Origin of the sequence: Leptospira venezuelensis, assembly GCF_002150035.1 — a bacterium.
GTDB classification, from domain to species: Bacteria; Spirochaetota; Leptospiria; order Leptospirales; family Leptospiraceae; genus Leptospira_B; species Leptospira_B venezuelensis.
The window spans coordinates 1,384,985-1,410,799 of the sequence record NZ_NETS01000010.1; the positions used below are offsets into that span (position 1 = coordinate 1,384,985).

Genomic DNA, 25,815 nt, shown 5'->3' on the forward strand with positions numbered 1-25,815 from the left:
TGTCTGGGGCCGGTTTCTTTTTCAATCTCACACCAATAAAAAAAGGCAGACAGAGACCCTAATCTCCCGATACTTTTGCGGGGAGCCAGAACTCCGTAAGCGGATGGAAATAGAATTAACCAAAAAGGAACGTTTGATCCGAGGAATGGAACTCGGAAAGAAGATCGTCCTTCACGGAGTGGTACTTTCCCAATATTATAAATCCAACGTTGAGAATTATCTCCGATTCTGTTTGGAATATTATCAAAAGACGGATATTCTCCCTCCTTCTCTTTCTCTCATTTATTCTCTGCTAGAAATGGCATTCAAAGAAAATTGTAGGAATTCCTATTATTTGGAGAAGGGTTGGGATCCTCTCAGTTCAGAATCATTAACAGAGAGAGAGGCAGAATTTGAGACCAACTGGGACTTCTCAGATCCATTAAAATTAAAGAATAGATTAAAGGACGAAGGTTCCGTACTTAGGACCACGATCCACCACTCCGATTCAGGAGTTTCTTTAGAAATTGCTAATTTAGCGCCAATTACTTCTGAAGCAGAAGAAGCCCTAACTGAGTATCTTTCCAGAGCAAAGTCCTACCAAAATCTTTCGGAATATTATGAAGATTATCCATTCGATGAAGAGGGAAGGGAAATAGGCATTGCATTAGCTATATTACAATTTAAGGAAATAGGATTGGATCCGAACCTTCTTAGATTTGATACCATGGAAGGAGAGCATGTCTTCCGATTGGAGATCGGTTTTGATGGAGAAATCCTTTCTCTCAGAACTAAATTGGAAAACGACGAAGATGTTAGACCTTTTCGATTCCATTCAAAAGCAGAGAAGGACGGAGAAACAATCTCTCCATGGAAAATTTCAGTCTGCAAGATTTGCGGAAGATCTGTGGATGATAGAATCTTCTTCCATACAGTTCCTGCTGACGTAGTTGCAAAAGCAATAGATCTTCCATTTACGGAAGAAGTCTGTGCTTGGTGTTTATCCGGCTACTTGAAATTATAGATCGGAAATTTGCCAAAACATATATTATAAAATTATGATCTCTTCCACTTATTATCCTCCTAAACCTGTGCGTCTTTCTGGCGATCATATAGAGCTTGTCCCTCTTGGATTTGAACATTCGGAGGCACTAATAGGAACCATACATGACGGAGAACTCTGGAAACTTTGGTACACAAATATTCCGGAACCGGAAGGAATGCGGGCTTGGATCCAAAAAGGATTAGAGGAACAAGAAGCCGGACTTTCCCTTCCGTTTGTTGTAATCCGAAAAGAAGATTCAAAACTTTTAGGAACTACAAGATATCTGAATATTGAAAAGGATGCTCGAAGGTTGGAGATCGGAGCAACATGGTATCCTAAATCTGTCCAAAAAACATTTGTGAATACTGAATGTAAACTTTTACTTTTAGAGCACGCGTTTGAGACTTTGGGATGTATCGCTGTAGAATTCAGGACGCATATTATGAATTTATCATCCAGGAAGGCGATCGAAAGATTGGGTGCAAAACAAGATGGGATACTTAGAAATCATCGAATTAGCAAAAATGGTACCTTGAGAGATACCGTAGTCTATAGTATTACAAAAGAAGAATGGCCTACAGTAAGAGGAAATATTTTGTTTAAACTAGGAAGACCTCAGGTTTAAACAAATTTAATATTATTTCCAGTTCTCCAAAACTCCGTCGATTACTCCGTAAATTTGTGCCTCAGTTGGAGTAAGCCATAGATCTCTGTCCGTATCTCGTTCCACGACTTCCAAAGGTTGGCCAGTTCTTTCGGAAACGATACGATTGATCTCCTTCTTATCTCTTTCGATCATAGAAGCAAAAATACCAATATCAGTTGCCTTTGCCTGGTAAGTTCCAGGAACATGAGGTTGGTGTAACATTATCCTGCTATGTGGGAATGCGAATCTTTTTCCTTTTGTCCCTGAAAGGAGCAGTAGTGCGCCAAAACTCGCAGCGAGTCCCATACAGACTGTACTCACATCATTTGGAATCAAATCCATAGTGTCCAAAATAGACATGCCGGAAGTGTTTGCACCTCCAGGGCTATTGATCACGAGAGTGATATCCTTTTCCGGATCTTGATTAGAAAGATATAATAAACGTTCCACTACATATTTTGCAGAAGAATCATCTACTTGGCCCCAAAGAAAAATTTTTCTTTCTTTGAGTTGGTTATCCTCCATACGGAGTCCTGGAAATTGGATTGGTTCTACTAAAGTATCAGTCATTCTATTCTCCGATTAGGAAGCGATTGCCATAGGTCCATGTAGGACTTCCAACCAATCTTTTCTGTCAGATTTATTCAAAAGTTGTCTGCGCAATAATTCTCTACTTCTTCTTAAACGGTTCTTCAAATTGCCAATTGGGATCCCTGTTTTTTCGGTGATTTCTTCGTAGCTCATCTCACCAAAATACCTAAGGTTCAGAAGTTGTTTCTCTTCATTAGGGAGTTCTTCTAATGCCTCTAAAACTTCTGTTCTCCATGTATCTCCAGAACGAGGAGCAGCCTTAGTGATCTCAGGATTTAGTTCCGTCCCAAGTAGATCTTTTTTTCTTAAGATACGATCCGAATGTTTCAGAACCAACCTTCTGAGTAAGAACGGGAATGCCTCCGGCTGGCGTAGCGTCGGAAGAACTTTCCAGGCTTCTAGAAATACTTCTTGGCTTAGATCTTCCGCTTTGGATTGATCTCTGATCCTTTTGTTAGCCTGACTACTTACGTATTTTTCGAAACGGGTCATCAACTCCGTCCAGGCCGGTTCTTCTCCTTTGGAAGCTTCTGTGACTAGTACTTTAAAATCGCGCATATCTGTTAGAGGGTCCCAGTTTCCATTTTGGGGTGTACGGATCTAAACTATTTTTACATTTTCCGGGCTCCTGACCCTGGTCTAGATCTCGGAAATTATACTCAAGATTGCGATGTTGGAGTTCCTACTGATGTAAAAATAGGGGGCGACTCCTGACTTTGTCAGGACCAGGCTCTTCGCTTCAATCAGCGAAGCACCATAATCACTCTATAATTTAAAACTTTTCATTTTATAATGGTGCATCGCCGGATTTTCGCTGCGATCCTTGTCGCGATTCGTAATCCTCTGCTCTCTCTTTTCAGGAATCATAGAGGAACTGATATCAGAAGGGATAAGTTGTAGGAGCTCCTACATGGATTTGAGGAAGAGGATTTCGTTGACGTAGAAAGGATTTTGTGATAAAGGGGATGAGCTCTCCCACAAGCCACTCCCCCCAATCCCAACGCAGGGTGGGGGCCACTTTTATTTCATGTTGGAGTTCCTACAGATGACTACAATCTTTGTGCGAAAATAATGAATGAAAGCTGACCCTGCGTTGAAATAAATTGACTAAAGAAATGAGAATCAACTCAGAACATAGACCTTGGCCAGTTCCTAAAGCAAGTTGGAGAATGAAACAGATCTGGCATGATCTATTATTTATTCATTGGCCTGTACCGGTTTCTATGATCCGAGCCTTCGTTCCCAAACGGTTAGAAATTGATACATTTGAAAATCAAACTTGGATTGGAGTAGTGCCATTCCATATGAGTGGGATCCGAATGAGAGGTTTGCCAGTAATGCCAATCGCCTCTCGTTTTCCCGAGATCAATGTTAGAGTATATGTTACTTTGGATGGAAAGCCCGGAGTATATTTTTTTAGTTTAGATGCGGAAAGTTGGTTAGCGGTGAAGGTTGCGAGGGCATTCTATCATCTTCCTTACTACCTGGCGAATTTCGAGGTTACTGAAGAAGAAAATAGAATTCATTATTTATCTCAGAGAAAATCTGTGAATCATAATTTTCGTTTTCAGGCAGAATATGAACCAATATCAGATGTCTATCTGGCTAAGAAAGGAAGTTTGGATTATTGGTTAACCGAAAGGTATTGTTTATATGCGAATAATAGAAATTCTTTATATAGATGTGAGATTTTGCACGAGCCTTGGCCTTTACAGAGAGCAAATGCAAATATCTTTGAAAACACAATGACGAATATAGAAGGAATACGACTCCCGGATATAAAACCTTTATTTCATTTTTCTAAAAAAATAGAAGTGCTGACATGGGGATTAGAAAAAGTTTAGGGAGAATTTCTCTTTTTGAACTCCGGCCAATCTGCGGAAAGTCTGTCCGAAAAATCAGCATTCTTATAATTCTCATAGAACTGTTTTTCTCCAAGGTCCAAAAATGTGCCCGGGAAAATTTTTCCACCGAGTCGATTTTGAGCGGAAAGTTTACGGAATGTGTCTGCAAGATCATAAGGTTTATTCGGGTCCAGATCGCAAAGGGATTCAGCTTTCATCCAGGAAAGTCCCAGATAAAAATATCCCCCAGCTTCAAATCTCACCAAATCATCCTGCAAGCTTAATCCCGTGTAAGTTGCATTTTCTGGAATTTTAGATAAATATAATATACAATCAAATCTTTCCTGCTCTTCTTTACTCGGCCAAGGATTAAAGCCTGGTTCCGGGAAAAGAATAAAATCAGGATTTAAAACTAAGAAATTATCCTGACGACTCCAGAATTTTTCGATCCCAGTGCGAATTCCTCCCCCGGTTCCCAAAATTTCGGGAGTTTCGAAGGAAAAGTGTAACTGAAAGTCTTTAAAACCTTTTAGTTCTTCTTGTATCTTCTCTCCGAAATAATGTAGGTTAAGAAGTCCGTCAGTTACTCCCCAAGATTTGGCTTGGAATAGGGAATAATAGATGAGAGGAATATTATTTATTCTTAAAAGAGGTTTCGGAAGAGTTTTTGTCCATTCCCCCATTCTGGTCCCGAAACCTGCACATGGAAAGAACGCTTTCATTCTATAACTTTTCCAGGAATAGAGTGTTGTCTGATAATTCTTTTTTTAGAAGATGAAAAAATAGAAATAATTGGTCTGGGAAAAGTCCCACTTGCACGATCTCTAACAGATTATCCAAACAATTTAATACACTTTGTCTGTATTTGTCCTGTTTTTTCTCCGCCACTAACATAAAATAGGACCCGAGAGCCTTATAAGATCTTTGCAAACACTGTAGATAATAACATTCTCTTGGTTTTTTAAATCTGTTGTCGCTTAGTTTCAGGAAGAGTAAGAAGAGTCCCTGTCTCATAGCAAATGGGATCGGTCTATAAGCATCATACAGTAGACTGGAAATATCATAAAATGGAGTTCCCATTCTTGCATCTTGGAAATCTATTAGAGTCAAATCTCCGTTAGGAGAAAGCATGATATTTCGAGCATGAAAGTCCCGATGACAGAAAACCTTTTCCTTATACTCAGCTAAAAATCCTGAAGCCTCCTCCAAGAAAAAAAACACTTCTGGTCTGAGTTTAGTTTTAAGTTTGAACATTTCGGAGAAGTTGGTATATGAGGAAAACGTAAACTTATTTTCGAAATTTAACTTTTCGTAATCAAATTCTCGAGTTGAAACTGGCGGTTCTGGCCTTGTCTTTTGGAGAGAAACCAATAATTCCAAAGATTTTACTAAGAAAGTTCTATATTCAGCATCATCTTTTATGGAACTTAGATCAAAATCTCCTTCGTCGGAAAGAAGCATTAGTTTATTGAATACATCGGTCTTATAAATTTTAGGGACTTTGAAGCCGTGGTGTTCTAAAAAATGCCCTACTTCTTGAAAGTCGTGCTGAAAGACTTGGTCCTTGCATAGGATCTTTGTGGTTCCGTCAGGATATATTGCACGATAATATCTGCGAGCAGAAGCTTCTGGATTGAGTGAGTCTATTTTTTCAGGGAACTTTCCGTCTATCGCAAGGAAGCGAAAATCTATCTCACTTAAAACTTCATTCATAGCCACGTATGGCTAGTTCTACAATTTGTCCGGAAAGACCAAGCGGAATTCGGTGCCTTTTTCAGGCTCTGAATCGATTTCTATTCGGATGCCAAATACATCAGCAATCTCTTTAGCTACGAACATTCCAAGCCCAGTGCCTTGGCCGGTTTTTTTAGTGGTGAAGTAAGGTTGAAAGATCTTGTTTAAAATATCTTTACTCATTCCTACTCCGTTATCTTTGATCTTGACCATAGGATGATGGTTCTTTTCTACAACGGAGATCTCTATTCTTCCTCTATTCTCTGTCGCATCTGCGGAGTTTAAAAAGATATTAGAGAATAAAAGGCTCAATTGGTCTGCGTTCGAATGTACTGGCGTTTTGTCAGGACTTCTGTCGAATACTATTTCACAATATTTTAAACGAGTGGTCTTTCTGAAAACTTCTATGACTGATTCTACTACTTCGTTTAGATCCAAGTCTTCTTTGTCTCTACCAGAATCTCCTGGTTTCCCTAATTGTAGTAAGTTGAAAGTCAGGTTCTTTAATTTAGTAATCTGATTCCAAGTGACTGAGATTGCCTTATCTTTGATAGGTTCATCAGCATCAGGAAGCCTTGCGACTTCAATAAAACCTTGTATTGCAGTAAGTGCGTTATTGATCTCATGACCAATGCTGGAAGCGATCGTAGTTAGGAATGCTCTTCTTTCCGCGTCGATTAGTTTTTCGGAGATGATATTCTTTTGAGTGATATCTCTTGCAATCCCTGTATAATATGTTTTTCCGTTTAATTCGTATCGACATACAGAAATATCAAAATTGAATTTTTCTCCGCTTCGGCTGACCAATTCTGCGTTATGTAATCTGGCGATATTGTGATCGGATTTACGACTCATCAAATGAGTGATCCTTTCCATATACGCATCTATGTTTTCGTCGGAGATTAAGAGAGTGATCTTTTGCCCTACGATTTCATTCTCATCGTATCCAAAATTTCTGATAGTAGCTTCGTTAGCGCCGTGAATAAGAAGATCCTCATCTAGAGTGATCACGCAGTCACCGGTAGTTTCTAAAATCAAACTATTGCGGTAATCCAGATCTTTCGATTGTTGTGCGAAATGTGTTTTTTCTCGAACTGCCTTTATGATCTTTTTTGATTTTCTATCTCTATCTTCTTTCTCTTTGCGGGCATTCTCTAACGCAGCTAGGATATTCTGTCTGCTTACAGGTTTGGATATATAATCGAATACTCTATTTCTAAGAGCTTCTTCCGCTGTATGAAGTTGAGGGTTGCCTGTGATGAGTATTACTGGAATATTAGAATTATATTTTTTGATTTCCCTGGCGACTTCAATCCCATCTTTACCGCCCATTAGAATATCAGAAATTACTATATCTATCGCATGATCTCTCACGATCGTCATAGCGGATTCAAAATCTTCTGCAAGAAAAACGTGATAACCTTCTCTTGAGATTACACGTTCCAAAGCAGTTCTAATTTCTGCTTCGTCATCGATGATTAAGACGTTGGGATTTTTTCCCTTTGTCATAATTTTTTAAAGAATAAGTTCATCATACCTTTCCAACAGGCACACGGACAGTGACCTTGGTGCCTTGTCCCGGATTGGATTCCAATTGAATGGTCCCTCCATGATCAGTGATGATTCGTTGAGAAATAGTCAATCCGAGTCCAGTTCCCTGTTTAGTTCTTCTAGTCGTGTATAAAGGTAAAAATGCTTTTTCCGCGACTTCGGCGTTCATTCCAGGACCGTTATCTTGAATGGTAAAACTGACCATCTCTCCGTTCAAATATAATTCTTTTCGTGCAGAAACTTGTATCAATGGTAATGCCGGTTTATGTTCCATTTCTGAAATTGCGTTAACTGCATTCACTAGACAGTTGATCAATACTTGTTCGATTTCCTGCCAGGCAACATGGATTTGAGGAAGTTCTGGATTAGTAACTCGTTTCAATTCTATTCCATTCTTTTTACAACTTACCTCAATGAGCTCACAGGCTCTTAAAAGAATAAAGTAAGGAGAAACCAATTCTTTTTTTCTGGGAGCTCTTCTTCCTAAATCCAGAAGACCTTTTATCAGATCTCTGATCCGCAATGCCGCACCTTCCACTCTCTTATAAACTTTTTTTCGTTCAATCGGATCTGGATCTTCGTGTTCTAAAAGATCTTCTAAATATAATAAACTGGATTGGAGAGGGTTATTGACTTCGTGAGCGATACCGGCCGCAATCTCTCCGATGGATGCGAACTTTGCAGTCTCATACAATTGCCTATCCAAAATTTTCGTTTGGGTCACATCGGAGAATATTAACATTGCTGCAACAGGAAGATCTTGGTATTTTTTAAGTGGGAGGAATTTTATAGAAAAATAATTTTCTTCTTCTCCTAATAATACCATGGAAAAGTCCAAATATGCCGCTCTCTGAGTGCGCATACATTCTTCTAATTTAACTAAGATACCTTTCTGGGCTTCTTCCGGGAAAAGAGAAGGGAAATCATCATCCACATCTACGTTTAAAAATTGGAATAAGTAAAATTTCAGAATAGGAGCTACTTCCAAAACTTTTCCTTGAGGATCCAATATTACGATCCCGTTATTCATGGATGCAAATAAGTTCCTAAGTTTCATCTCGGAAGCGCGGATCAGTTCTTCATTCTTCTTCTGCTCCGAAATATCTAAAAGAAGTAAGATTGTCCCGATCCTATTTCCATAATCATCTTTCAGGGAAGAAGAAGCTAATAAAAACGGAACCTCATGCCTGCCTCGAATGGTGATCCTTGTTTCCGCTCTGGAGCCCAAAAGGATCATATCCATTGCTTCTGGTTCTAATTTCAGAAGTTCTCTTACTTGGACTCCAATAATTTCTTCTTTAGAAATCCCTAATAGTGCGCTGATATTATTATTAACGTATGTAATAAAGCCTTCATCGTCAGTAGATAGGAGAGGAACTTCAAGGGAATTTAAGAGTGCTCCTTGGAATTGCAAAATTTTTGCTGTTTCTCTTCTTTGTTTTTCGATCCTTAAATATTGAAGAGACGAAAGTAGATCCTCCACTATTTCGAAATATAGATAATTTTCGCCGGAATCGAACGCCATATTTTCTCTCGAAATGATCTGTATCCCGCCTATAATTTTACCTTCTTCTTTAATAATCAAACTTAAGGATCTTCTGAAATCTTTTGCTACTAATGCTTCTTCCCACTCGGGATATACGTTAGAACCGAATTCATAAATATGGAATTGTTCTTTGCCTTCTAAAAGGGTTTCAAATGGAGATTTGGATTTTTTTTCTTCCCATGCTGTTTCTAAATTTTTTCTCCATTTGGAATCCAAGTCTGATTGGATCAATATCTGATCTGTTCCATCTTCTCTTCTATAAAAACCCCAAACCAAACTGTAATGAGGATTTTCTTTGAGAGTGTCACATATCTTCTGGAAGAGTGTACTTTCGGAACTTAAGCGAAGTGATCTTAAATTTAATTTTAAAAGTCGAAGAGTTCTTAGTATACTCTGTAGATAATATAATCTGAGTTCTATCTCTCTAATCTCTGATCTTTGGTAGATATGAAAAATTAAAGGCGAGTTTGGAGTTTCGGAGAATGCGTTGATCGTGAAATCAGCAAGTAAAAGTGATCCATTATTTTTTCTCAAATTCCAAAGAAGAGAGATACCTAATTCTTCTGCTCCGCCCCCGTAATTACCGATGCTGTCTGGACGTGCGAGTAAATTACTGAGACTAAGGTTCTTTAGTTCTTCTGGATCATAACCTAAGATTGAACATGCCTTAGGATTTGAGCCGAGTATACTGTAGCTCCCGGGCTCTAAGATTAGAATTCCTTCCTGGGCGGGAAAAAAGGCCTTTTCTAAGAGTAGAACTAATTCCCGGTTCTTCATGAATTGTATATAATATCGGAATTCCTCATCGTAAAATTGATTTGGATTCCTTGCTAGATTCGGCTAGAGAGGGAATCATTGACCCAATCTATGGATTTTGTATACGATCTTTTTCTTCGAAATTATACCAGGCAAAAAATTAAGTTTATGGAGAAGGAGCTGGGATTTCAACGCCTCCAACTTGACCTAGGTGGGCACAAAATTTTCTTCTTAAAAAGGACTTCTGCCCAAGGTTCGAACAAAACTCTTTTTTTCATCCATGGGCTTCTGGATTCTGCCACAGGTTTTAGGAGACTGGCTCCTTTTTTACGAAATGACTTCAATCTTTTAGTTCCGGATATGCCTGGTTTTGGGTTAAGTCCTCTTCCTAAAGTGAAATATTTGTATCAAGTCGATGTGTTTGCCGACCTTCTTTACAATTCGATCCGCAAACTCGCGTTAAACGATGTGGTCTTGGCGGGGCACTCCATGGGCTCCTTGATCGCGATGATGATCGCAATTCGTGATTCTCAGAAAGAAAAAAGGATTCAGAGATTAGTGCTACTTGCACCAGGCGGAATTCCACATCCTCAAAGAGACGAAATGAGGAAGTTGCTCTTTCCTTCTAAAACAGAAGAGATTGAAAGACTTCTTACAGCATTGTATCAGGAGAATGTTCCGGAATTGGGAAGCTTTGCTAAAAAAGCACTGCTCAGTCAATGGAATAATTTAGCTCATCAATTCTTAACAGAGAATACTCTGGACAGAGAGAAGGAAATTTTTCTAGGCAAAAAACTTTCTGCAGTTTCTCAAAAATCTCTGATTATTTCTGGGGCAGAAGATCCGATCACTGACCCTCCTATGGTGAAAAAATTACATTCTTATTTAAAGAAAAGCAAACTGGTTTGGATCTCGAACGCCAAACACGCAATTCATATGGAAAGACCAAAAGAAGTAGCCGAAAAGATCAATTCTTGGCTTTGAAGATAGATATTAGCTGCTTTCTACTACTTGAATAGGGGAGAATAAGGTTTGCTATCTAATATTATATTTTTGGAAATAAATTATTGATTATCAAAATATAATACGCCTTATTCTTATTTTCTCCTCGGAAATTTTATCCATTAAATAAAAAAGACAGACACTTAAATTAAAAAAAATGTGAAAAAAATTCACATAGCATTGATACCGAAAATTCGAATCGACCCTGATTCTTATTATATTTTATAAAATTAAAAAAAATCTTCCTCTCGTCGTCTGAGTTTTTTGAAAAACGAATATAGAAGTTAGAATCAAAAAACCGTAATATAAGGGGCCGGTTGGCAGATGAAAATGGAAAAAGTAAAAATCGCTATAGTTGAAGACAATTCCGAGTTTGCTCAGGACTGTGCAAATACTCTTTCAGTAATGGAAGAAGTAGATCAGGTAGAAGTTTTTTCTTCTACTGAAGATTTATCGCAAAATCATCAGAATAAGTATGATCTTGTATTTATGGATATCATACTTCCTGGTAAATCCGGTATCGATTATATCAAAGAAAGATCAGAGTTTGATAATGATCCAAAGTATATTATGCTTTCTACATTAGACACTGATGACGCCTTGATACAGGCAATGAAGGCAGGAGCAGTTGGATTCGTTCTTAAAAAGGATCTGAAAGACATAAAGGAAGTAGCGAGAATGGTGATGAAAGAAGGTGGAATACTTTCTCCTGGTGCTGCAGCCAAGGTAATATCTTTTTTCAGAAAACCTCCGACTAAAGAAACACATTCTTTAACTCCGCGGGAGAAGGAAATTTTGAATCATATCATAAACGGTTATAGAACCAAAGAAATAGCGCGTAACTTTGGAACTAAAGAAGGTACTGTTCGGATTCAGATCAAAAGTATTTTTAAAAAATTACAAGTGAACTCTAGGGTAGATCTAGTTCGTAAGTATTCTCGTTTTTAGAAATTCCACTAATCCAAACGGTCTAATTTTACTGTTACAATACGCATTAATTTTTGCGACATGGAAAGATTAGTTTTATAGGAGCTAGTAATAAAAACTTAGCTAATCTAAAATAATAAGGAAACTTGCTTTCATCGAGTTGTTACTAGTGTATGGTATACGACATGATGGAGATCCGAGAAACGGAATGGTCCGAAGCTCTCGCTCGTCTCGCTGTGGTAGTGTCGACTTACAAACATGTTGGAAGTACTACTGATCAAGTCTTCTTGGCTTGCGAGTCGTTATGGGCGGATTGGGACGACTTCGAGCCTACTGGGCCTGATTGGTTGCAAGGTTTCGAGGAATCCATGGACGAGGGAGAAATGCAGTATGCTGCAAATTCCTTCTCTCAAGTACGATCGCTATTAAGAGAGAAATTAGACGAAGTCAATCATACATTTGAGAATGGAGATGATTCTGCAATTGGCGGTTTGATCTTAGAATTGTCTGACGGAATATATTCTTTATTAAATGGACCAGAAGAACCAGATAAAACTGTAGAATCTATACTGATAGAAGCAGAAAAACTATTAGAAATTCTTTTAGAATCTAATGATCTCAAATTCCCTGAGGATGAAAATTTGTCTTCTATCGATTTGGAACTGATCTCTGATCGAGGAGAGAGAGAAATTTTAAGAGAATTGATCTCTGCTTTTGAATCTGCTGTAGAAGCTAAACAAAATGGAAAAGCTCTATATCTATTGATGTCTCGGATCTTTATAGTTCACTGGAGTTTTTATAGATTGAGAGTGGCTTAATTATCAATTTATAATTTTATTTATCTTTTCTTTTGGCTTCTTGCGCCAATCTGATATCTTCCCTTAAATTTTCTGCTTCCTGTTGAGAGATTCCTACTTGCTCCAACATGAATGTTTCAAATTTTTTTCTCCAAAGTTCCAAATCTTCTTCTCCTTTCAATTTTGGAATGTAAAAAGGTTCTGAAATAAAAAACTCCGCTTTCGAAAAAAGTTTAGGAACAGGTGTTCTATCCCAACTTTGTACGATCATATAACGATCATATTTGGCGTAGTAGGATAGTATAGGAAAGCCGGTCATAGACGCTAACTGAATGATGCCAGGTTTAAGGGTATAAACGGGGCCAGTGGGACCGTCTGGAGTGATCAAACTGATACTTCCTTTTTTTGCATCTTGGACCAAGGCCTTTAATGCAGCTGCGCCTCCTCTTTTGCTGGAACCTCTTTTCGGCCTCATTCCAAAATGAGAGATTACTCTTGTAGCTAATTCTCCGTCCTTGGATTGAGAAGCCATGGGGATCACTTCTAAACCATAACGTTTTACGTAAAATTTATATGTGAAATCAATAACGAACGGAATTTGATTATGCCAGAGTGCCAAAACAAACCCATGTCTTTGAAGAAGTAACTCCTCCGCTTTTTTCGGGATATGTATTTTTGTCCAACGAACAGTCGTATAAATAATTTTTAATATTGTAGTGGCGATAAAGGAAGAAATTGCGATCTTCATGATCGATTTCTTCCTTGGAAAATTGGTAATAAAAAAAGCCAGATGGAAGATAACGCAAGTCCTATACTGTCCTTGAAAACTTCAGCATCAAGATCGGGTTTAGGATTATTTAAGAAATTATAAAATCCCCAAACAAAATATCCGATGCCGATAGATTTCCCTAAACCTGCGATTAATATCCTTCTTCCTGGATCATGAAAAAAAGAATACCATTCAGTAGAATACAAAAGGCTTACAGTTAAATAGGTTGGGATCCAGACCTCTGGTTCCGTTTTTATATAGCTTAAGCCCGCAAATACGATCCAGGTAATTACGGTCAGAAACCTAAAAAAACCGGATAGTTTCTTTTTCATGATCTTAAGGAAGAATTTTTCCCGGATTCAAAAGATTTTTAGGGTCCAGAGCTTTTTTGATCATTCTCATTACTTCTATCTCGGCAGAAGATCGAGAAAAATGTAAAAAGTCCTTTTTCAAAAGGCCGATCCCATGTTCCGCGCTAATCGATCCATGATGTTTTTGTAATAGTTCAAACATAGAAGGATCTACCTTTTTACATTGGGAGAAAAACTCCGCATCCGAAAGGTCCTTAGGTTTTACTATATTCAAGTGAAGGTTACCATCACCAATATGGCCGAAAAGTGCAATCTCAAAGCCTGGATATTTAGAAGAAAGTAAAGACTGCATATCTTCCAAGAAAGGATTCATATTCCGAAGAGGGAGAGAGATATCGTTTTTATGGACAGTGTAGTCTATGGAAATGGATTCACTGATCCCTTCTCTATATTTCCAGAAGGTTTCGGCTTGTCTGGAATTTTGGGCGAGGCTTCCGTCAGAAACATAACCTTTTTCCATGATAGTCTCTAAAAAAGTGAATAATTTCTCATCATCGGATTCTTCAGTGATTTCGAATTCCATTAAAACATAGTATGGACTTACTTCTGAAAATGGATCAGGAACCTGTAAATGGTCCATCACTTTATCTAAACAATATTTGGTCAAAAACTCGAATGCCAGAATAGGTAAAGACATATTATGAGTTTCTTTAAATAATTCTAATATAGAAGGAAAATCAGGAACTGCAGTAAAAAGGATCCGATTGTCTGCCGGTTTTTTGGTAAGTTTTAAGGTACATTCGGTGATGATCCCTAATGTTCCTTCGGAGCCTATGAATAGATGTTTAAGATCATAACCTGTATTATTTTTTAAGATCTCTCCGTTAAATTCCAGGATCTCTCCGGTCCCAGTAACTACTTTTAGTCCTAAAACCCATTGACGGATCAGTCCGTAATGTACTACTCTTACTCCTCCTGCGTTAGTCGCAATATTTCCGCCTATATGGGAAGAGCCCGTCGCCGCGAAATCTACAGGAAAATAAAAGCCCCTTTCTTCTGCTTCTTTATGCAGATTTTTAGTGATCATACCGGCCTGTACAGTTAAGGAACCGAAGAATGGATCGAAATCCAAAACCTGATCCATCTTTGTAAGTGAGATAACTATTTCTCCAGACTTAGCTACTGCACCACCTGCATAACCTGTTCTTCCACCGGATGGAACGATCTTAATATCATTCTCGAATGCGAATTTTACGATTTCTGAAACTTCTTGGGTGTTTTTCGGAAATGTTAGAATTTCATAATCCGGAACATACACTTTTGTTCTGTCTATTCCGAAAGAAAGGAATGTTGCTTGGTCCATTTGGGTTTCATCTTTAAAAAAAACCCTGTCTTCTCCCAGTATTGCTTTGAGTTTGTTTTTATTTTCCTGATTAATACTCATATTTATTCCGTGAAGTTCATTCTTTCGATCTGGCTATCCACAGGCTTCTCGCCTTCTACTCTTTCTCTTTTTCGATATATCCCGTCGGAAGAGAGTAGTCTGGCTTTTACATTGTCCCTGATCTGAACGTCTAAGATCTTTTTGATCCTATCTTTATTCTTTGCATCTAATATAGGGAATAAGACTTCGATCCTTCTTTCAAAGTTTCTAGGCATACAATCCGCGGAAGCAAGGAAGATGCTCTCTTCTCCGCCTGAAAGGAAATAATAGATACGTGTATGCTCTAAAAATCTACCTACGATAGAGATTACCGTGATGTTCTCCGAAATCCCAGGGAGTCCCGGTTTTAAGCAGCAAATACCTCTGATTATTAGTTCAATAATCACTCCGGCCCTACTAGCATTATACATTGCTAATATGATATGAGGATCTACTAAGCTGTTCATTTTGAAAATGATTCGTGCAGGTTTTCCCGCTTTTGCATTTTCGGTCTCTTTTTCAATGAGAGCTAAAAAAACTGTTTTCAGATTATGTGGAGAAGCTGCCAGTTTGTTCAGGAAAGGCATTTTCGCGTAACTAGTAATCGTATTGAAAATAGTGGAAACGTCTTCAGTGATTTCTTTATTTACGGTAAAAAAGCTTAGGTCTGTGTAATATTTACTGGTTGTGGAGTTATAATTTCCGGTTCCAAGATGCACATAACGCACTAGGTGTTCTTCTTCTCTTCTGACGATCAAAAGCATCTTGCTGTGGATCTTGAGTCCTACTACTCCGTATACTACGTGAACCCCTCTTTCTTCCAGTTTTTGGGCCCACTTAATATTTCGCTCTTCGTCGAATCTTGCTTTCAACTCTACAAGTACCGTGACCTGTTTTCCGTTTTCAGCAGCCTGTCCCAAGTATTGGATAATAGGAGAATCTCCACTTGTACGATACAAGGTCATCTTGATCCCTAAAACTTTTGGATCCTCGCTGGAAATCCTGAGTAGGTCTTCAATTGCGCCGAAAGATTGATAAGGGTGATGAAGAAGTCTGTCTTTCTTTTTGATCGCGTCAAATATTTTCTCGGGGGATTCGAACTTTAAAGTAGTCTTTTGTTGGAAGAAGGTGTATTTAAACTTAGAAGTATGCTCCAGTCCGTAAAAATACATTGTATCACTAATATTTAATATAGAAGATACGTCGAAAATTTCATGGTCCTGTAGTTCCATGAGTTCTTTAAGAGTGTTTCTTACGAAGGGAGAAGTTCCTTCGTATATATCCATCCTGACCGCGTCTCCCCAGATACGGTTCCGGATCTCTTTTTTCATAGTGATGAGTAAATCTTTTACGGAAGCTTCTTCATCTATGGAGATGTCTGCATCTCTTAGGATTCTGAAAGGATAAACTTCTTTTACTGTCATTCCGTAGAATAAGTCATCTACATGCAGTTTGATTATCTCTTCTAATGGGAAAAATCTTCTGGTCTTACCTTCTCCCTTGAGTTGTAAAAACCTTGGCAATACGGAAGGCACTTGAACTACGGCGAATAAATCTTTTTTTAATCCTGTTTTTTCATCGTCTGTAGTTAGAACAATCGCTAAGTTTAAGGATTTATTAAGTATATGAGGGAATGGGTGAGAAGGATCTATAGAAAGAGGCGTTAGAATTGGGGAAACATCTTCTTTGTAATAATGTTTAATATCTTCTATTTCATTTTTATTTAATTCATCCGGATTTAAGATGAGATGGATCCCATTCTCTTTCATCTGATCCAAAGTTTGGTTTAAAGTTTCGTACTGAACATTTACGAAACTTCTTACCTTATTGGATAGATCTGTTAAGATTTCCGAAGCCCTTTGGCCGTTCAGGCTTTTTTCGTCGTTACCTTCTGCTAGTAGGTTTCTCAAACCTGCAACGCGGACCATATAGAACTCGTCTAGGTTGGACTCAGTGATACATAAAAATTTAAGACGCTCCAGAAGAGGATTTTCAGGATCGTTCGCTTCTTCTAATACCCGTTTATTAAAATCCACCCAAGAAAGTTCCCGATCGAAAAAGATATCGGAGTTACCGATATGGATCGGTCCCTTGTTTCCATTTCCTCCACTTCCTAAGGTTTGGGTTTCGGGGGATTTTATCTTTTGGGCCACTAATTTAGTCCTACTTTCTTCTGGTTTAAAATGGACGGGTCGAGAGTCAAGTCTGCTTTCAGGAGGAAAGAAGCGGAAGATCCCCTCGATAACCGCTTCTTTCTGATTTTATTAGCCTATCAGTTTTCCTGTTTCTCTTCCATCTACCAGATAAGGATTTCGGACTTCTTTTGTTTTAGAGATCCAAACCTTTCCAGTTTTAGGGCAGTGGAAAGAGTAGAATTCGAACTTAGGTGCTATTTCCTTTACGGAAGAACATAACTCTGAGTATAAAAATTCTTGCTCTGTTCTTGAACCTGCCTTTTCCAATAATTCTGCAAAGGTTAAGGACTTAGCATATTTGATCCTTTCTTCAGCGGAACTTTCTTTGGCTCTACGGACCATTCCGGACAGTCCTTTAGGATTTGTTCTTTTGTCATCACTTGAAAGTAATTGCTCATGAAAGACTGCTAGTCTTTGGAATAATCTCAACTCAGAAGATTCTGCTGCTACCGGAGCAGAAACTGAAACCACAGATGCTGCGGCTATGTATGCGAAAACGTTGCGCATAAAATTCTCCTATATTATAAAAACTAAATATATTTGGAGAAGTTTCTAAATAATAAGTCGGATCGTGTATAGATTAGAGTCGAAGGCTGAAATATATAATGGTGATTCGGAATCAAAGACTGAACGTAATGATTCAGAATAAGAAGATAGCCCGAAACTTCTCCAATATTTTGAAGTCGCTTCCGTTTCTATCCTTTCAGATTCCTTTTCCAAAACAACTAAGTTGGAAAGAGAAGAATGAGAATATTCTAAATGAAAATTTTGTTTGGAATGTTTTGTCCCTGCAAATAATATTACAGTTTCGTTAGCGGATACTGCGAACGAAAAACAGAATACCAATAATCCTATAAAGGTCTGGACAAACATTTAAAATTTGACCTGAAATTCAATCGTTGGGTTTCTTTTTTATTTTTAATAAATAGAGATTACCTTTAGATTTTAATATGTATTGACCTATTTATATCATTGCTCAAAATTTCAGCATGATAGATCCAGAATACTGTGTCGCTTTGGCAGAATACAATCGTTGGCAAAACGAATCCTTATTGAATATTTCTGAAAATTTAAAACCAGGCGAATTGGAAGAAGATAAAAAACTATTCTTTGGTTCTATGGCAAAAACCTGGAATCATATCGTTATGATGGATCTTTCTTGGTTGGATAGGTTCCACTCTAGGCCGATCCAAAAATTGGATTTTCAAGAGATGCAATTTTCTAATCTGACAGAACTCAAAAAACTTAGAACCGAATTAGATTCGACGATTTCGGAATGGGTAAAAACTATTACCTCAGAGTGGCTTACACAAGATCTGAAGTTTTACAGTTACATGTACAAAAAGGAGATCACATTGCCGATCTGGCTTCTGATTACTCATTTTTTCAATCATCAAACTCATCATCGCAGCCAAATCTCTACAGCTTTATTGCAAAGCGGATTGGACTATGGAGTTACGGATATTCCTTGGAATCCTTTCTATCCAAAATTAAGATAATATATTCGGGAAAACAAATGAAACAATTACTAACGTTCTTTTTAACTTTCAGTTCCATTTTAGTTTGGAACTGTGCATCTGTGGAAAAAGTAGAACCTCGAAAGATTGAAAAGGTAATGAAAGTCCATGCAGGTGGAGGTCTTCGTCTGAGAATCGCTCCCAATATAGATGCCAAAAAAATAGATCTGGTTCCAGATGGTGATGTTGTGGAAACTTTCGGCGAGTCTGGAGAGATAGAGATCCAAGACGGTAAACAAGGTCGTTGGGTCAAAGTGAAGTGGAAGAAAAAAGAAGGATATGTATTTGGCGGTTTTTTAGAATTTATCAACGTCAAATAACTTTATACATTTTGAATATTCTCCTGATTTAAGGAAATCCTTTGAGAAGACTTAGAAACCAATTTATAGATATTATTTCATTCCAAAACGCGGCTGGATATTTTGCGGCGATTACATTCTTTGTGAGTTTATTCTCTTTATTAATCGATCCTAAGATCGGTCTTTTGACTCCTAATATGCTTGATGGGGGAAAATGGTGGAATGCAGGGCTATTTGTTTTTCACCTACTTTCTCCTGCTGAGATTCTTACAGGCACGGTTGGACCTTGGATCTTTCTTGTGATCTATACTTATTTTGTATTTTCTATCGGGAAAGCACTTGAAGAGGAAATAGGCTCTCTGAAGTTCAATCTGTTTCTATTTTCATTGATCTTCTTCATTACGATAGGCGGAGCCCTTTCTTTATATTATCCTTTATTCGTAGATACAAGGACTATAGGTTATTGCCTCTTACTGGCTTTAGCGATTCGAACACCAGACAAGGAACTTTCTATCATTCCAATTCGGATGAAATGGGTTGGAATCGGTTTGTTTGTATATTTAATTTTAGAGAGAACGGAAGAGGTGAGAGCATTCAACTCGATCCTACCTTGGGCTGGATTATTGTTTGGATTTTCCAATTTACTATTATTTTTCGGAAAAGATATTTTAGGCTCCAAGATCCGTGAACGTAAAACTTCTACTTGGAAAGCCAAACAATCTGAGATACGTACAATTCATAAATGTTATGTTTGTGGAGCCACTGAGGCTACAGATCCTCAATTGGAATTCCGCTATTGTGTAAATTGTGAAGATAAGGAATATTGTGAGAAACATCTTCATGATCATGTACACTCTTAAGAAAACTTAATTTTATCCCTTAAGCGCGGATTTTGTATTCTTTCTGACCTTGTAAATTGTTCAATTTTTTGAAACCGGATTGACTTTCTTTAGGTAAGATATGAAATTTTCCGGCACTTCGAAATTCCCTTAGGCCGAAAGGGGATTTTCTAGGAAAACCTTCCGTGAATTCGATCGTTTACTGGTTTGAAGAATTATTCACATCTCTTCCTTTGTCTTTTTTAGACATTTGGGGCAGGTTCGGCTTTATAGTCGGGATCTTTTTAATGATCTGCGCCTATGGAGGTTTTACTTTTTATCCTGGCGGTAAATTTGGTTTCGGTCGCCAAAAACAAAGTTGGGATACCCAGGCTTTTTTAAGCATTCCATTCACATTCGTTTTTATCTTTATTACAGGTTATATCGGTTCCTTTATCGTTCTGGTTCCAGGTGCACAGACTTTCGAGTCTCTAAAGGATCTAACAGTTTTTCTTTGTATTCTTTTGTTCGGATATCCCGCACTTCTTGCCGTACCTTTTGCTTATGGACTCTCGGATTTGATCGAGGGTGTTCCCCCCGATTTTTTATTCGATTGGCTATTGGGTTATTTTATCAATCCATCTTGCTTCTGGGTTGCTTACCAGTTGATCGGAAGGGATCCGGATTTCAAAAAATTGAAAACCTGGGGACTATATTCAATATTCGTAATTATCTTTATGAGTATAGAACCTCAACTTTGGGGATATATTTGTTCAGAACAATTTACTCGCGAAATCTCGTACCATAATATTACTCCTGCGCTATTCTTTACGACAGGGGTAACTTGGGTGGTTGCTCCTTTTGCGATGTTGCTTGTACTGCCTATTGCTAAAAAGTACGGATTATTTTGGGCGGAGATCCCTGGTCATACAAGAGAACTAATCTTAAGTTATAAAGAATGGTACTGGCAGGAAGAAAAATTCGGCAAGGATGGAATTCCTGTTGGTCAAGGACTTCCAATTCGGATGTTCTTGGTAACTCCATTCATTCTTTTAGTATTAATCATGGTAGCTGCTACTGCGTATCTGACTTTAAGAAGTTCAGAAGCAGCTTCTGGGAAACTTGCCTCCAGGTTACACCAAGAGATCTCAGAGAATATTAATCTCAGGCTGGATGATTATCTCGCTCGATCTGTTCAAAAAAAGCCGGAAGAGATTTCGCTTTTGTTGAAAAATACAAATATAGCCAGGCATGGCAGGGCTTTCATAGTAGATAGAGAAACTAGAATAATCGCCTCTTCAGATTTACGTTTTAGTAATATTGGCTCTGCCTCGGAGAGCGGGGACCCTGTAGTTCGAAACTCTATCTTGTCCGTTCTGAAGGATTATGGAGATCTATATTCAGTCAGAGCGGTATTTCAGTTCAGATTCGATGTAGTAAACGCAAAACCTGTTTCCAGAGAGACCTGGCTTACTCAGGTAACTCCGTACAAAGATAATGCGGGAGAATACGATTGGATAGTAATCACCGCAATGCCTGCTTCCTACTATTTGGAAGGTGTACAAATCGGAAATAGTGAATCAGCAAAAGTATTCGCGATTGCCTTAACCCTTTCTCTTTTAATTGCAGCTTTTCTGGCAGGCATTGTTACATCACCAATTCGTAATATTTCCCGAGCCACGAGGGCTATGGCAGAAGGGGATTTCTCACAAAGAGTACCTACTAGTAAATTAGAAGAGATTGGCATTCTGGCGTTTTCTTTTAATCATATGGCAGAACAGCTGCAAGAGGCATTTCGTAGGACTAAAGATAGTGAAGAGCAATACAAAGATCTTGTAGACACAACTCCAGGTATCGTTTGGGAAGCGGATGCGATTACTTTTAATTTTACATTTGTGAGTAAGCAGGCAGTCGATCTGCTCGGGTATTCAATAGAAGATTGGAAAACGCCCGGATTCTGGGCGGATCATATTCATCCGGAAGATAAGGATTATGCTGTAAATTATTGTGTCGCATGTACGGGAAGACTGGAAGCCCACGATTTCGAATATCGGTTCTTAAGGAAAGATGGAACTGTCATTTGGCTCCGGGACATGGTGAAGGTGATTTCTGAGGGTAATAAGGAAAAATGGCTTCGCGGAGTAATGGTAGATATTACCGAGCGTAAAAATTTCGAAGAGAAGTTTTTAGAAAGGAACAGATTTATCGAGTCTATTCTGGATATTAGTCCTGACATATTATATATATATGATATACGTGATAAGAAGAATATATACAGTAATATAGGGGTAGAAAGATTATTAGGATATTCTGTGGAAGAGATCCAAAAAATGGGGAATTCTCTTCTTAAATCGCTTATGCACCCTGATGATTATCAGCAGTATTTAACTAATATTATTCCAAGATATTTGAATGCTTTGGACAGAGATGTAGTAGAGCACCAATATAGAATGCATCATAAAGATCAAAAATGGCGTTGGTTTGTTTCAAGGGAACTTGTCTACAAAAGGGATCCAGAAGGAATTCCAACTCAAATTTTTGGAATTTCCAACGACATTACCAAGAGTAAAGAAGCAGAAGAAACTATTCTGGATCTAAATGCTAATCTGGAAAGAAAGATCGATCAGAGGACGGAAGAATTAAAAAGAACAAATGAAAATCTAAAAGAATCTTTGGAATATCAAAAGAAGATATCCAAAGAATTGAATGAAACGCAAAGCCAGCTCCTTCTTTCCGAAAAATTAGCCGCGTTAGGTCAGCTTGCTGCGGGAATGACTCATGAATTAAATACTCCTTTAGGAGCGATCGTTTCTTCTAATAGAGCAATTTTAGATATTTTATACGAAGAAATTAAGGAAATACCAGACCTTCTTCTTTCTTTAAATAAGACAGAAGTAGAACATTTCAAATTTCTGTTAGATGAAAGTTTAAAGGAAATTTCTCAAGCAGAGATTTTGCCGAACCGTTCCTTGCGAAGGGAGCTTGTTCGTGTCTTCAAAGAGGCCTCAGTTACCGATCCTGAGAATGTTGCAAATATGATCTTGGAATTGGGAATCCATAGATTAGGGGAAAAACTTCCAGAGCTATTGAAGACCGGAAATTCTTTGAAAATTTTGAATGCGGTTTCTTCTATTGCGTCTGTTGTTAGATTTAGTAATGTAATCTCTATTGCGACTGGAAAGGCATCCTATGTGGTAGATGCTCTTAAAAATTATCTGAACCCAGGAGCGCATAACGGACAGGAGGAACTTGTCCCGGTTGATATTGAGGTGGAGCTTGAAACAATCATTGCTCTATATCATAATAAGATCAAATACGGTGTAGAAGTAATTAAACATTATCGGACGAATGAACTTTGTTTAGGAGATCCTGATAAGCTGAATCAAGTATGGATCAATCTATTAAATAATGGATTGCAGGCCATGAATTATAAAGGTAAAATCGAAATTTCGATAGAGAAAAGAGAATCCTGGATTATAGTTTCTTTCACAGATTCCGGTTCTGGGATTTCAAAAGAGATCCAAGATAAAATTTTTGATCCGTTCTTCACGACTAAAAATCCTGGAGAAGGTATCGGTCTTGGTCTGGACATCTGCAAGAAGATCATAGAAAAGATGGGCGGAAAAATAGAGTTTGAGAGCGAACCAGGACGCACTAGGTTTGAAGTTTGGCTGAAACCAGCGAACCGTAAAAAAGAGGAATCTATTGGAAACTGAAACATCACAAAATGCGATCCTATGCGTGGATGACGAGGCGATCATCTTAATTACCTTACAAAAGGAATTAAAGAAACAGCTTGGAAATTTATTCCAATATGAAACTGCCTTAAACGCGGAAGAAGCCATGGAAGTTATCGATGATCTAGTTAGCTCGGGAGTGAACGTGATCCTAATCCTTTCCGATTGGTTGATGCCAGGGATTAAGGGAGATGAGTTTTTAATTTTAGTTCACCGAAAGTATCCAAAGATCCGATCCATTTTGATAACTGGGCATGTGGACGCGGCAGCTGTGGACAGGGTCAAAAAAGAAGCGGGTACTTATACGGTGATCCCGAAACCTTGGGACGTGAATAAACTAATGGAAGCCGTTCGAGTTTGCTGTAATTTAAATTAGAGCGAACGTTATGAAAATCACCTCAAGAAACACTTTATCCAGTTTAATATTTTGCCCTTCAAACTAACACCGGTTCATTCGGATACTTCTATCTTGAAAACGAATTGACCTTTCCTTTTCTAAGAAGATACTTTATCTCTTAAAGGAATCTTCTAATCATGCTGCAAAACAATTACTTTAACGATGTATCCGACTTGAGGTTACATTTTGATCATATTATCAATTGGAAGGAAATTGTAGATTCCTATGAAGGCGGATTTACTGATGCCGCGAAATACAAAGCTGGTGATGAAAGATTTGCTACCGCTCCTTCTTCTCATGATGAAGCATTAGAATATTATAAAACGTTGCTGGATTCTGTCGGTGAATTTGCAGGTAAGGAAATTGCTCCTTACGTTGCAGAATTAGATAAAGTCGGAGTCAAATTCGAGAAAGGCAAGGTTACATTTCCGGAAAAACTATTAGAGATTGTCAGAAAAGCAAGAGATGCAGGATTGCAACCAACTGGTTTTTCTAGAAAATATGGCGGGTTGGGTATTCCTTGGACTGTTCGTGCATTCTTTAGCGAAATTTTATATAGAGTGGATGCATCTGTGTGTATTTCTATAGGTTGTGTGAACCTAGCGGAGATTGTAGAAAAGAACGGAAGTGAAGAATTAAAAAACGAATGGTTGCCTCGTTTGGCTGCGGGAGAATTTGCCTGTGCAATGGGACTGACCGAACCTGATCATGGTTCCGATCTACCGGGACTTCGTACTAAAGCCACTCATAAAGAAGGAAATACATATTTATTAAATGGCACTAAACGATTTATTACACAAGGTTGTGGCACTGGAGAAATTCCTGCGATCCTTCTACTATTAGCTAGAACTGGAAATCCAGGAAGTGGAGCAAGAGGACTTTCATTCTTCTTAGTTCAATCTAAAGATGTCCAAGTTGCTGGAATTGAAAAGAAGATGGGACTCCATTGTTCTCCAACTTGCGAGATCGTTTTAGAAAATACTCCCGGTATTTTAATCGGAGAAGAAGGACACGGACTCATCAAACATACAATGGGTATGCTGAACGGTGCCCGCATGGGAATTTCTCAACAAGGAGTTGGGATTGCACAAGCCGCGTTAGCCGAAACTAAAAAGTATACTTCTGAAAGAATACAATTTGGAAAGCCTATCGGGACCATCCCTGCAGTGCGAAAAATCCTTCGTAGAATGGAAAGAGAAACAATGGCGATGCGTTGCCTAATGTTAGAAGGCGCCCGTGCAATGGATCTTTATTATTTCAGAGGAGATCATCTGAAAGAGAAGGGCGCAACAGAAAGAGATCTTAAATCGGATGTAGTCCTGAAATATTGGGAAAAGTTAGCCGGAATACTCACGCCAATTTCCAAATTTTATTGCTCTGAGTCTTGTGTAAAAATCGCAGGTGATGCCGTTCAGCTTCATGGAGGAGCTGGCTTCACGGAAGATTATGATGTTTCCAGAATTTATAGAGACTCTAGGATCACAACTATCTATGACGGAACTTCTCAAATTCAAGTGAATGCAAGTATCGGCGGCATTGTAACCGGTATGAGCGGTCATGGTTTCTTAAGAGAATATATAGATAACGAATGGACTCACTTCCCGACTGAAGAGACCAAAGTTCTTTCTGAAGTTTGGGACGGTTTTCAAGAAGCCGTCGTGATGTATAAGGATCTTGCGACTTCCGAGGAAAGGGAAGAAGCTGCGGACGAGATAGTATGGGCTAGTGCCAGACTGCTTTCCGGTTTATTATTCTATCGCTCCACACTTCGCGTTCCTGAAGAGCTTCGGGCAGATCGACTTTCTTATGTGGATGAATATAACCTGGATAGCCTTGGTTATATGGAAGGTCTGAAAGCAAAATTAAAGGTCAAGGTTTCGGCTAGGCAGGCGGTTTAAAGGCAAGAAAAAAACCTTTTTTGCCCTTATACT

The 25,815-nt window shown here is 38.4% G+C and carries 24 protein-coding genes; 12 read left to right on the plus strand and 12 right to left on the minus strand.

The window, feature by feature from the left end:
• Window positions 1-103 precede the first annotated feature (103 nt).
• Window positions 104-1,003 carry a hypothetical protein gene (locus B1C82_RS13740; protein ID WP_086448099.1) on the plus strand — a complete coding sequence of 300 codons (900 nt, stop codon included), beginning with the start codon at window positions 104-106 and terminating at the stop codon, window positions 1,001-1,003.
• 34 nt (window positions 1,004-1,037) lie between these two features.
• Window positions 1,038-1,649: a GNAT family N-acetyltransferase gene (locus tag B1C82_RS13745; protein ID WP_086448100.1), complete on the plus strand. Its 612-nt coding sequence runs from the start codon at window positions 1,038-1,040 to the stop codon at window positions 1,647-1,649.
• Between the two features lie 12 nt (window positions 1,650-1,661).
• On the opposite strand, the gene B1C82_RS13750 is transcribed toward B1C82_RS13745, so the two are convergent.
• Window positions 1,662-2,240, minus strand: a complete 579-nt coding sequence (locus B1C82_RS13750; RefSeq protein ID WP_086448101.1) for an ATP-dependent Clp protease proteolytic subunit — start codon at window positions 2,238-2,240, stop codon at window positions 1,662-1,664.
• A gap of 12 nt (window positions 2,241-2,252) precedes the next feature.
• Window positions 2,253-2,819 (minus strand): RNA polymerase sigma factor, encoded by a 567-nt coding sequence (locus B1C82_RS13755; protein ID WP_086448102.1) that lies wholly within the window; start codon window positions 2,817-2,819, stop codon window positions 2,253-2,255.
• 557 nt (window positions 2,820-3,376) lie between these two features.
• Here B1C82_RS13755 and B1C82_RS13760 point away from each other — a divergent pair.
• Entirely contained in the window at window positions 3,377-4,105 is a 729-nt protein-coding gene (locus B1C82_RS13760; RefSeq protein ID WP_167373764.1) for a YqjF family protein, read from the plus strand.
• On the opposite strand, the gene B1C82_RS13765 is transcribed toward B1C82_RS13760, so the two are convergent.
• The 4 genes from B1C82_RS13765 to B1C82_RS13780 are packed head-to-tail and all read right to left on the minus strand — an operon-like array spanning window position 4,102 to window position 9,713.
• Window positions 4,102-4,827, minus strand: coding sequence for an NTP transferase domain-containing protein (locus B1C82_RS13765; protein WP_086448103.1), 726 nt, complete (start codon window positions 4,825-4,827; stop codon window positions 4,102-4,104). The two genes, B1C82_RS13760 and B1C82_RS13765, sit on opposite strands and share 4 nt — an antisense overlap.
• Before the next feature lies 1 nt (window position 4,828).
• Window positions 4,829-5,818 carry a phosphotransferase gene (locus B1C82_RS13770; protein WP_086448104.1) on the minus strand — a complete coding sequence of 330 codons (990 nt, stop codon included), beginning with the start codon at window positions 5,816-5,818 and terminating at the stop codon, window positions 4,829-4,831.
• 18 nt (window positions 5,819-5,836) lie between these two features.
• The gene (locus tag B1C82_RS13775; RefSeq protein WP_086448105.1) at window positions 5,837-7,348 is read right to left on the minus strand and encodes a hybrid sensor histidine kinase/response regulator; all 1,512 of its coding nucleotides are present in this window, start codon (window positions 7,346-7,348) and stop codon (window positions 5,837-5,839) included.
• 22 nt (window positions 7,349-7,370) lie between these two features.
• Complete coding sequence (locus tag B1C82_RS13780; RefSeq protein ID WP_086448106.1) at window positions 7,371-9,713, minus strand: ATP-binding protein; 2,343 nt, start codon at window positions 9,711-9,713, stop codon at window positions 7,371-7,373.
• 90 nt (window positions 9,714-9,803) lie between these two features.
• On the opposite strand from B1C82_RS13780, the gene B1C82_RS13785 reads away from it, so the two are divergent.
• The 3 genes from B1C82_RS13785 to B1C82_RS13795 all read left to right on the plus strand — a co-directional run bounded on the left by B1C82_RS13785 (window position 9,804) and on the right by B1C82_RS13795 (window position 12,439).
• Entirely contained in the window at window positions 9,804-10,676 is an 873-nt protein-coding gene (locus tag B1C82_RS13785) for an alpha/beta fold hydrolase (protein ID WP_086448107.1), read from the plus strand.
• A 348-nt stretch (window positions 10,677-11,024) separates the two neighbouring features.
• Window positions 11,025-11,642: a response regulator gene (locus tag B1C82_RS13790; protein ID WP_086448607.1), complete on the plus strand. Its 618-nt coding sequence runs from the start codon at window positions 11,025-11,027 to the stop codon at window positions 11,640-11,642.
• Between the two features lie 164 nt (window positions 11,643-11,806).
• The gene (locus B1C82_RS13795; RefSeq protein WP_086448608.1) at window positions 11,807-12,439 is read left to right on the plus strand and encodes a hypothetical protein; all 633 of its coding nucleotides are present in this window, start codon (window positions 11,807-11,809) and stop codon (window positions 12,437-12,439) included.
• 16 nt (window positions 12,440-12,455) lie between these two features.
• On the opposite strand, the gene B1C82_RS13800 is transcribed toward B1C82_RS13795, so the two are convergent.
• The 6 genes from B1C82_RS13800 to B1C82_RS13825 form a co-directional block, all read right to left on the minus strand.
• Window positions 12,456-13,166: a lysophospholipid acyltransferase family protein gene (locus B1C82_RS13800; RefSeq protein ID WP_086448108.1), complete on the minus strand. Its 711-nt coding sequence runs from the start codon at window positions 13,164-13,166 to the stop codon at window positions 12,456-12,458.
• A complete protein-coding gene (locus B1C82_RS13805; protein ID WP_086448109.1) occupies window positions 13,163-13,519 on the minus strand; it encodes a hypothetical protein in 357 nt (118 codons plus the stop codon). The genes B1C82_RS13800 and B1C82_RS13805 overlap by 4 nt, the downstream gene beginning before the upstream one ends.
• A gap of 4 nt (window positions 13,520-13,523) precedes the next feature.
• Complete coding sequence (locus B1C82_RS13810) at window positions 13,524-14,942, minus strand: FAD-binding oxidoreductase (protein WP_086448110.1); 1,419 nt, start codon at window positions 14,940-14,942, stop codon at window positions 13,524-13,526.
• A gap of 2 nt (window positions 14,943-14,944) precedes the next feature.
• Window positions 14,945-17,062 (minus strand): polyphosphate kinase 1, encoded by a 2,118-nt coding sequence (ppk1, locus tag B1C82_RS13815; RefSeq protein WP_086448609.1) that lies wholly within the window; start codon window positions 17,060-17,062, stop codon window positions 14,945-14,947.
• A gap of 123 nt (window positions 17,063-17,185) precedes the next feature.
• A complete protein-coding gene (locus B1C82_RS13820) occupies window positions 17,186-17,623 on the minus strand; it encodes an LIC13259/LIC11441 family protein (RefSeq protein ID WP_086448111.1) in 438 nt (145 codons plus the stop codon).
• 45 nt (window positions 17,624-17,668) lie between these two features.
• Window positions 17,669-17,989: a hypothetical protein gene (locus tag B1C82_RS13825; protein WP_086448112.1), complete on the minus strand. Its 321-nt coding sequence runs from the start codon at window positions 17,987-17,989 to the stop codon at window positions 17,669-17,671.
• Between the two features lie 116 nt (window positions 17,990-18,105).
• Between B1C82_RS13825 and B1C82_RS13830 the strand changes: the two genes are divergently transcribed.
• From B1C82_RS13830 to B1C82_RS13855, 6 genes are all read left to right on the plus strand, one after another.
• The gene (locus B1C82_RS13830; RefSeq protein ID WP_086448113.1) at window positions 18,106-18,615 is read left to right on the plus strand and encodes a DinB family protein; all 510 of its coding nucleotides are present in this window, start codon (window positions 18,106-18,108) and stop codon (window positions 18,613-18,615) included.
• Between the two features lie 17 nt (window positions 18,616-18,632).
• Window positions 18,633-18,953: an SH3 domain-containing protein gene (locus B1C82_RS13835; RefSeq protein WP_086448610.1), complete on the plus strand. Its 321-nt coding sequence runs from the start codon at window positions 18,633-18,635 to the stop codon at window positions 18,951-18,953.
• Window positions 18,954-18,994: 41 nt separating this feature from the next.
• Window positions 18,995-19,792, plus strand: coding sequence for a hypothetical protein (locus B1C82_RS13840; RefSeq protein ID WP_086448114.1), 798 nt, complete (start codon window positions 18,995-18,997; stop codon window positions 19,790-19,792).
• A 164-nt stretch (window positions 19,793-19,956) separates the two neighbouring features.
• Entirely contained in the window at window positions 19,957-23,466 is a 3,510-nt protein-coding gene (locus B1C82_RS13845; RefSeq protein ID WP_086448115.1) for a PAS domain-containing protein, read from the plus strand.
• A complete protein-coding gene (locus B1C82_RS13850) occupies window positions 23,456-23,863 on the plus strand; it encodes a response regulator (protein WP_086448116.1) in 408 nt (135 codons plus the stop codon). Before B1C82_RS13845 ends, B1C82_RS13850 begins: the two co-directional genes overlap by 11 nt.
• A 158-nt stretch (window positions 23,864-24,021) precedes the next feature.
• Window positions 24,022-25,782, plus strand: a complete 1,761-nt coding sequence (locus B1C82_RS13855; RefSeq protein WP_086448117.1) for an acyl-CoA dehydrogenase family protein — start codon at window positions 24,022-24,024, stop codon at window positions 25,780-25,782.
• Window positions 25,783-25,815 lie beyond the last annotated feature (33 nt).

Coding starts and splice junctions, on each gene's coding strand:
- B1C82_RS13745 (WP_086448100.1), top strand. CDS start 1,038: ATGATCTCTTCCACTTATTATCCTCCTAAACCTGTGCGTCTTTCTGGC.
- B1C82_RS13805 (WP_086448109.1), bottom strand. CDS start 13,519: ATGAAAAAGAAACTATCCGGTTTTTTTAGGTTTCTGACCGTAATTACC.
- B1C82_RS13740 (WP_086448099.1), top strand. CDS start 104: ATGGAAATAGAATTAACCAAAAAGGAACGTTTGATCCGAGGAATGGAA.
- B1C82_RS13795 (WP_086448608.1), top strand. CDS start 11,807: ATGATGGAGATCCGAGAAACGGAATGGTCCGAAGCTCTCGCTCGTCTC.
- B1C82_RS13775 (WP_086448105.1), bottom strand. CDS start 7,348: ATGACAAAGGGAAAAAATCCCAACGTCTTAATCATCGATGACGAAGCA.
- B1C82_RS13810 (WP_086448110.1), bottom strand. CDS start 14,942: ATGAGTATTAATCAGGAAAATAAAAACAAACTCAAAGCAATACTGGGA.
- B1C82_RS13790 (WP_086448607.1), top strand. CDS start 11,025: ATGGAAAAAGTAAAAATCGCTATAGTTGAAGACAATTCCGAGTTTGCT.
- B1C82_RS13800 (WP_086448108.1), bottom strand. CDS start 13,166: ATGAAGATCGCAATTTCTTCCTTTATCGCCACTACAATATTAAAAATT.
- B1C82_RS13755 (WP_086448102.1), bottom strand. CDS start 2,819: ATGCGCGATTTTAAAGTACTAGTCACAGAAGCTTCCAAAGGAGAAGAA.
- B1C82_RS13750 (WP_086448101.1), bottom strand. CDS start 2,240: ATGACTGATACTTTAGTAGAACCAATCCAATTTCCAGGACTCCGTATG.
- B1C82_RS13785 (WP_086448107.1), top strand. CDS start 9,804: ATGGATTTTGTATACGATCTTTTTCTTCGAAATTATACCAGGCAAAAA.
- B1C82_RS13780 (WP_086448106.1), bottom strand. CDS start 9,713: ATGAAGAACCGGGAATTAGTTCTACTCTTAGAAAAGGCCTTTTTTCCC.
- B1C82_RS13855 (WP_086448117.1), top strand. CDS start 24,022: ATGCTGCAAAACAATTACTTTAACGATGTATCCGACTTGAGGTTACAT.
- B1C82_RS13830 (WP_086448113.1), top strand. CDS start 18,106: ATGATAGATCCAGAATACTGTGTCGCTTTGGCAGAATACAATCGTTGG.
- B1C82_RS13760 (WP_167373764.1), top strand. CDS start 3,377: ATGAGAATCAACTCAGAACATAGACCTTGGCCAGTTCCTAAAGCAAGT.
- B1C82_RS13765 (WP_086448103.1), bottom strand. CDS start 4,827: ATGAAAGCGTTCTTTCCATGTGCAGGTTTCGGGACCAGAATGGGGGAA.
- B1C82_RS13770 (WP_086448104.1), bottom strand. CDS start 5,818: ATGAATGAAGTTTTAAGTGAGATAGATTTTCGCTTCCTTGCGATAGAC.
- B1C82_RS13825 (WP_086448112.1), bottom strand. CDS start 17,989: ATGTTTGTCCAGACCTTTATAGGATTATTGGTATTCTGTTTTTCGTTC.
- B1C82_RS13835 (WP_086448610.1), top strand. CDS start 18,633: ATGAAACAATTACTAACGTTCTTTTTAACTTTCAGTTCCATTTTAGTT.
- B1C82_RS13820 (WP_086448111.1), bottom strand. CDS start 17,623: ATGCGCAACGTTTTCGCATACATAGCCGCAGCATCTGTGGTTTCAGTT.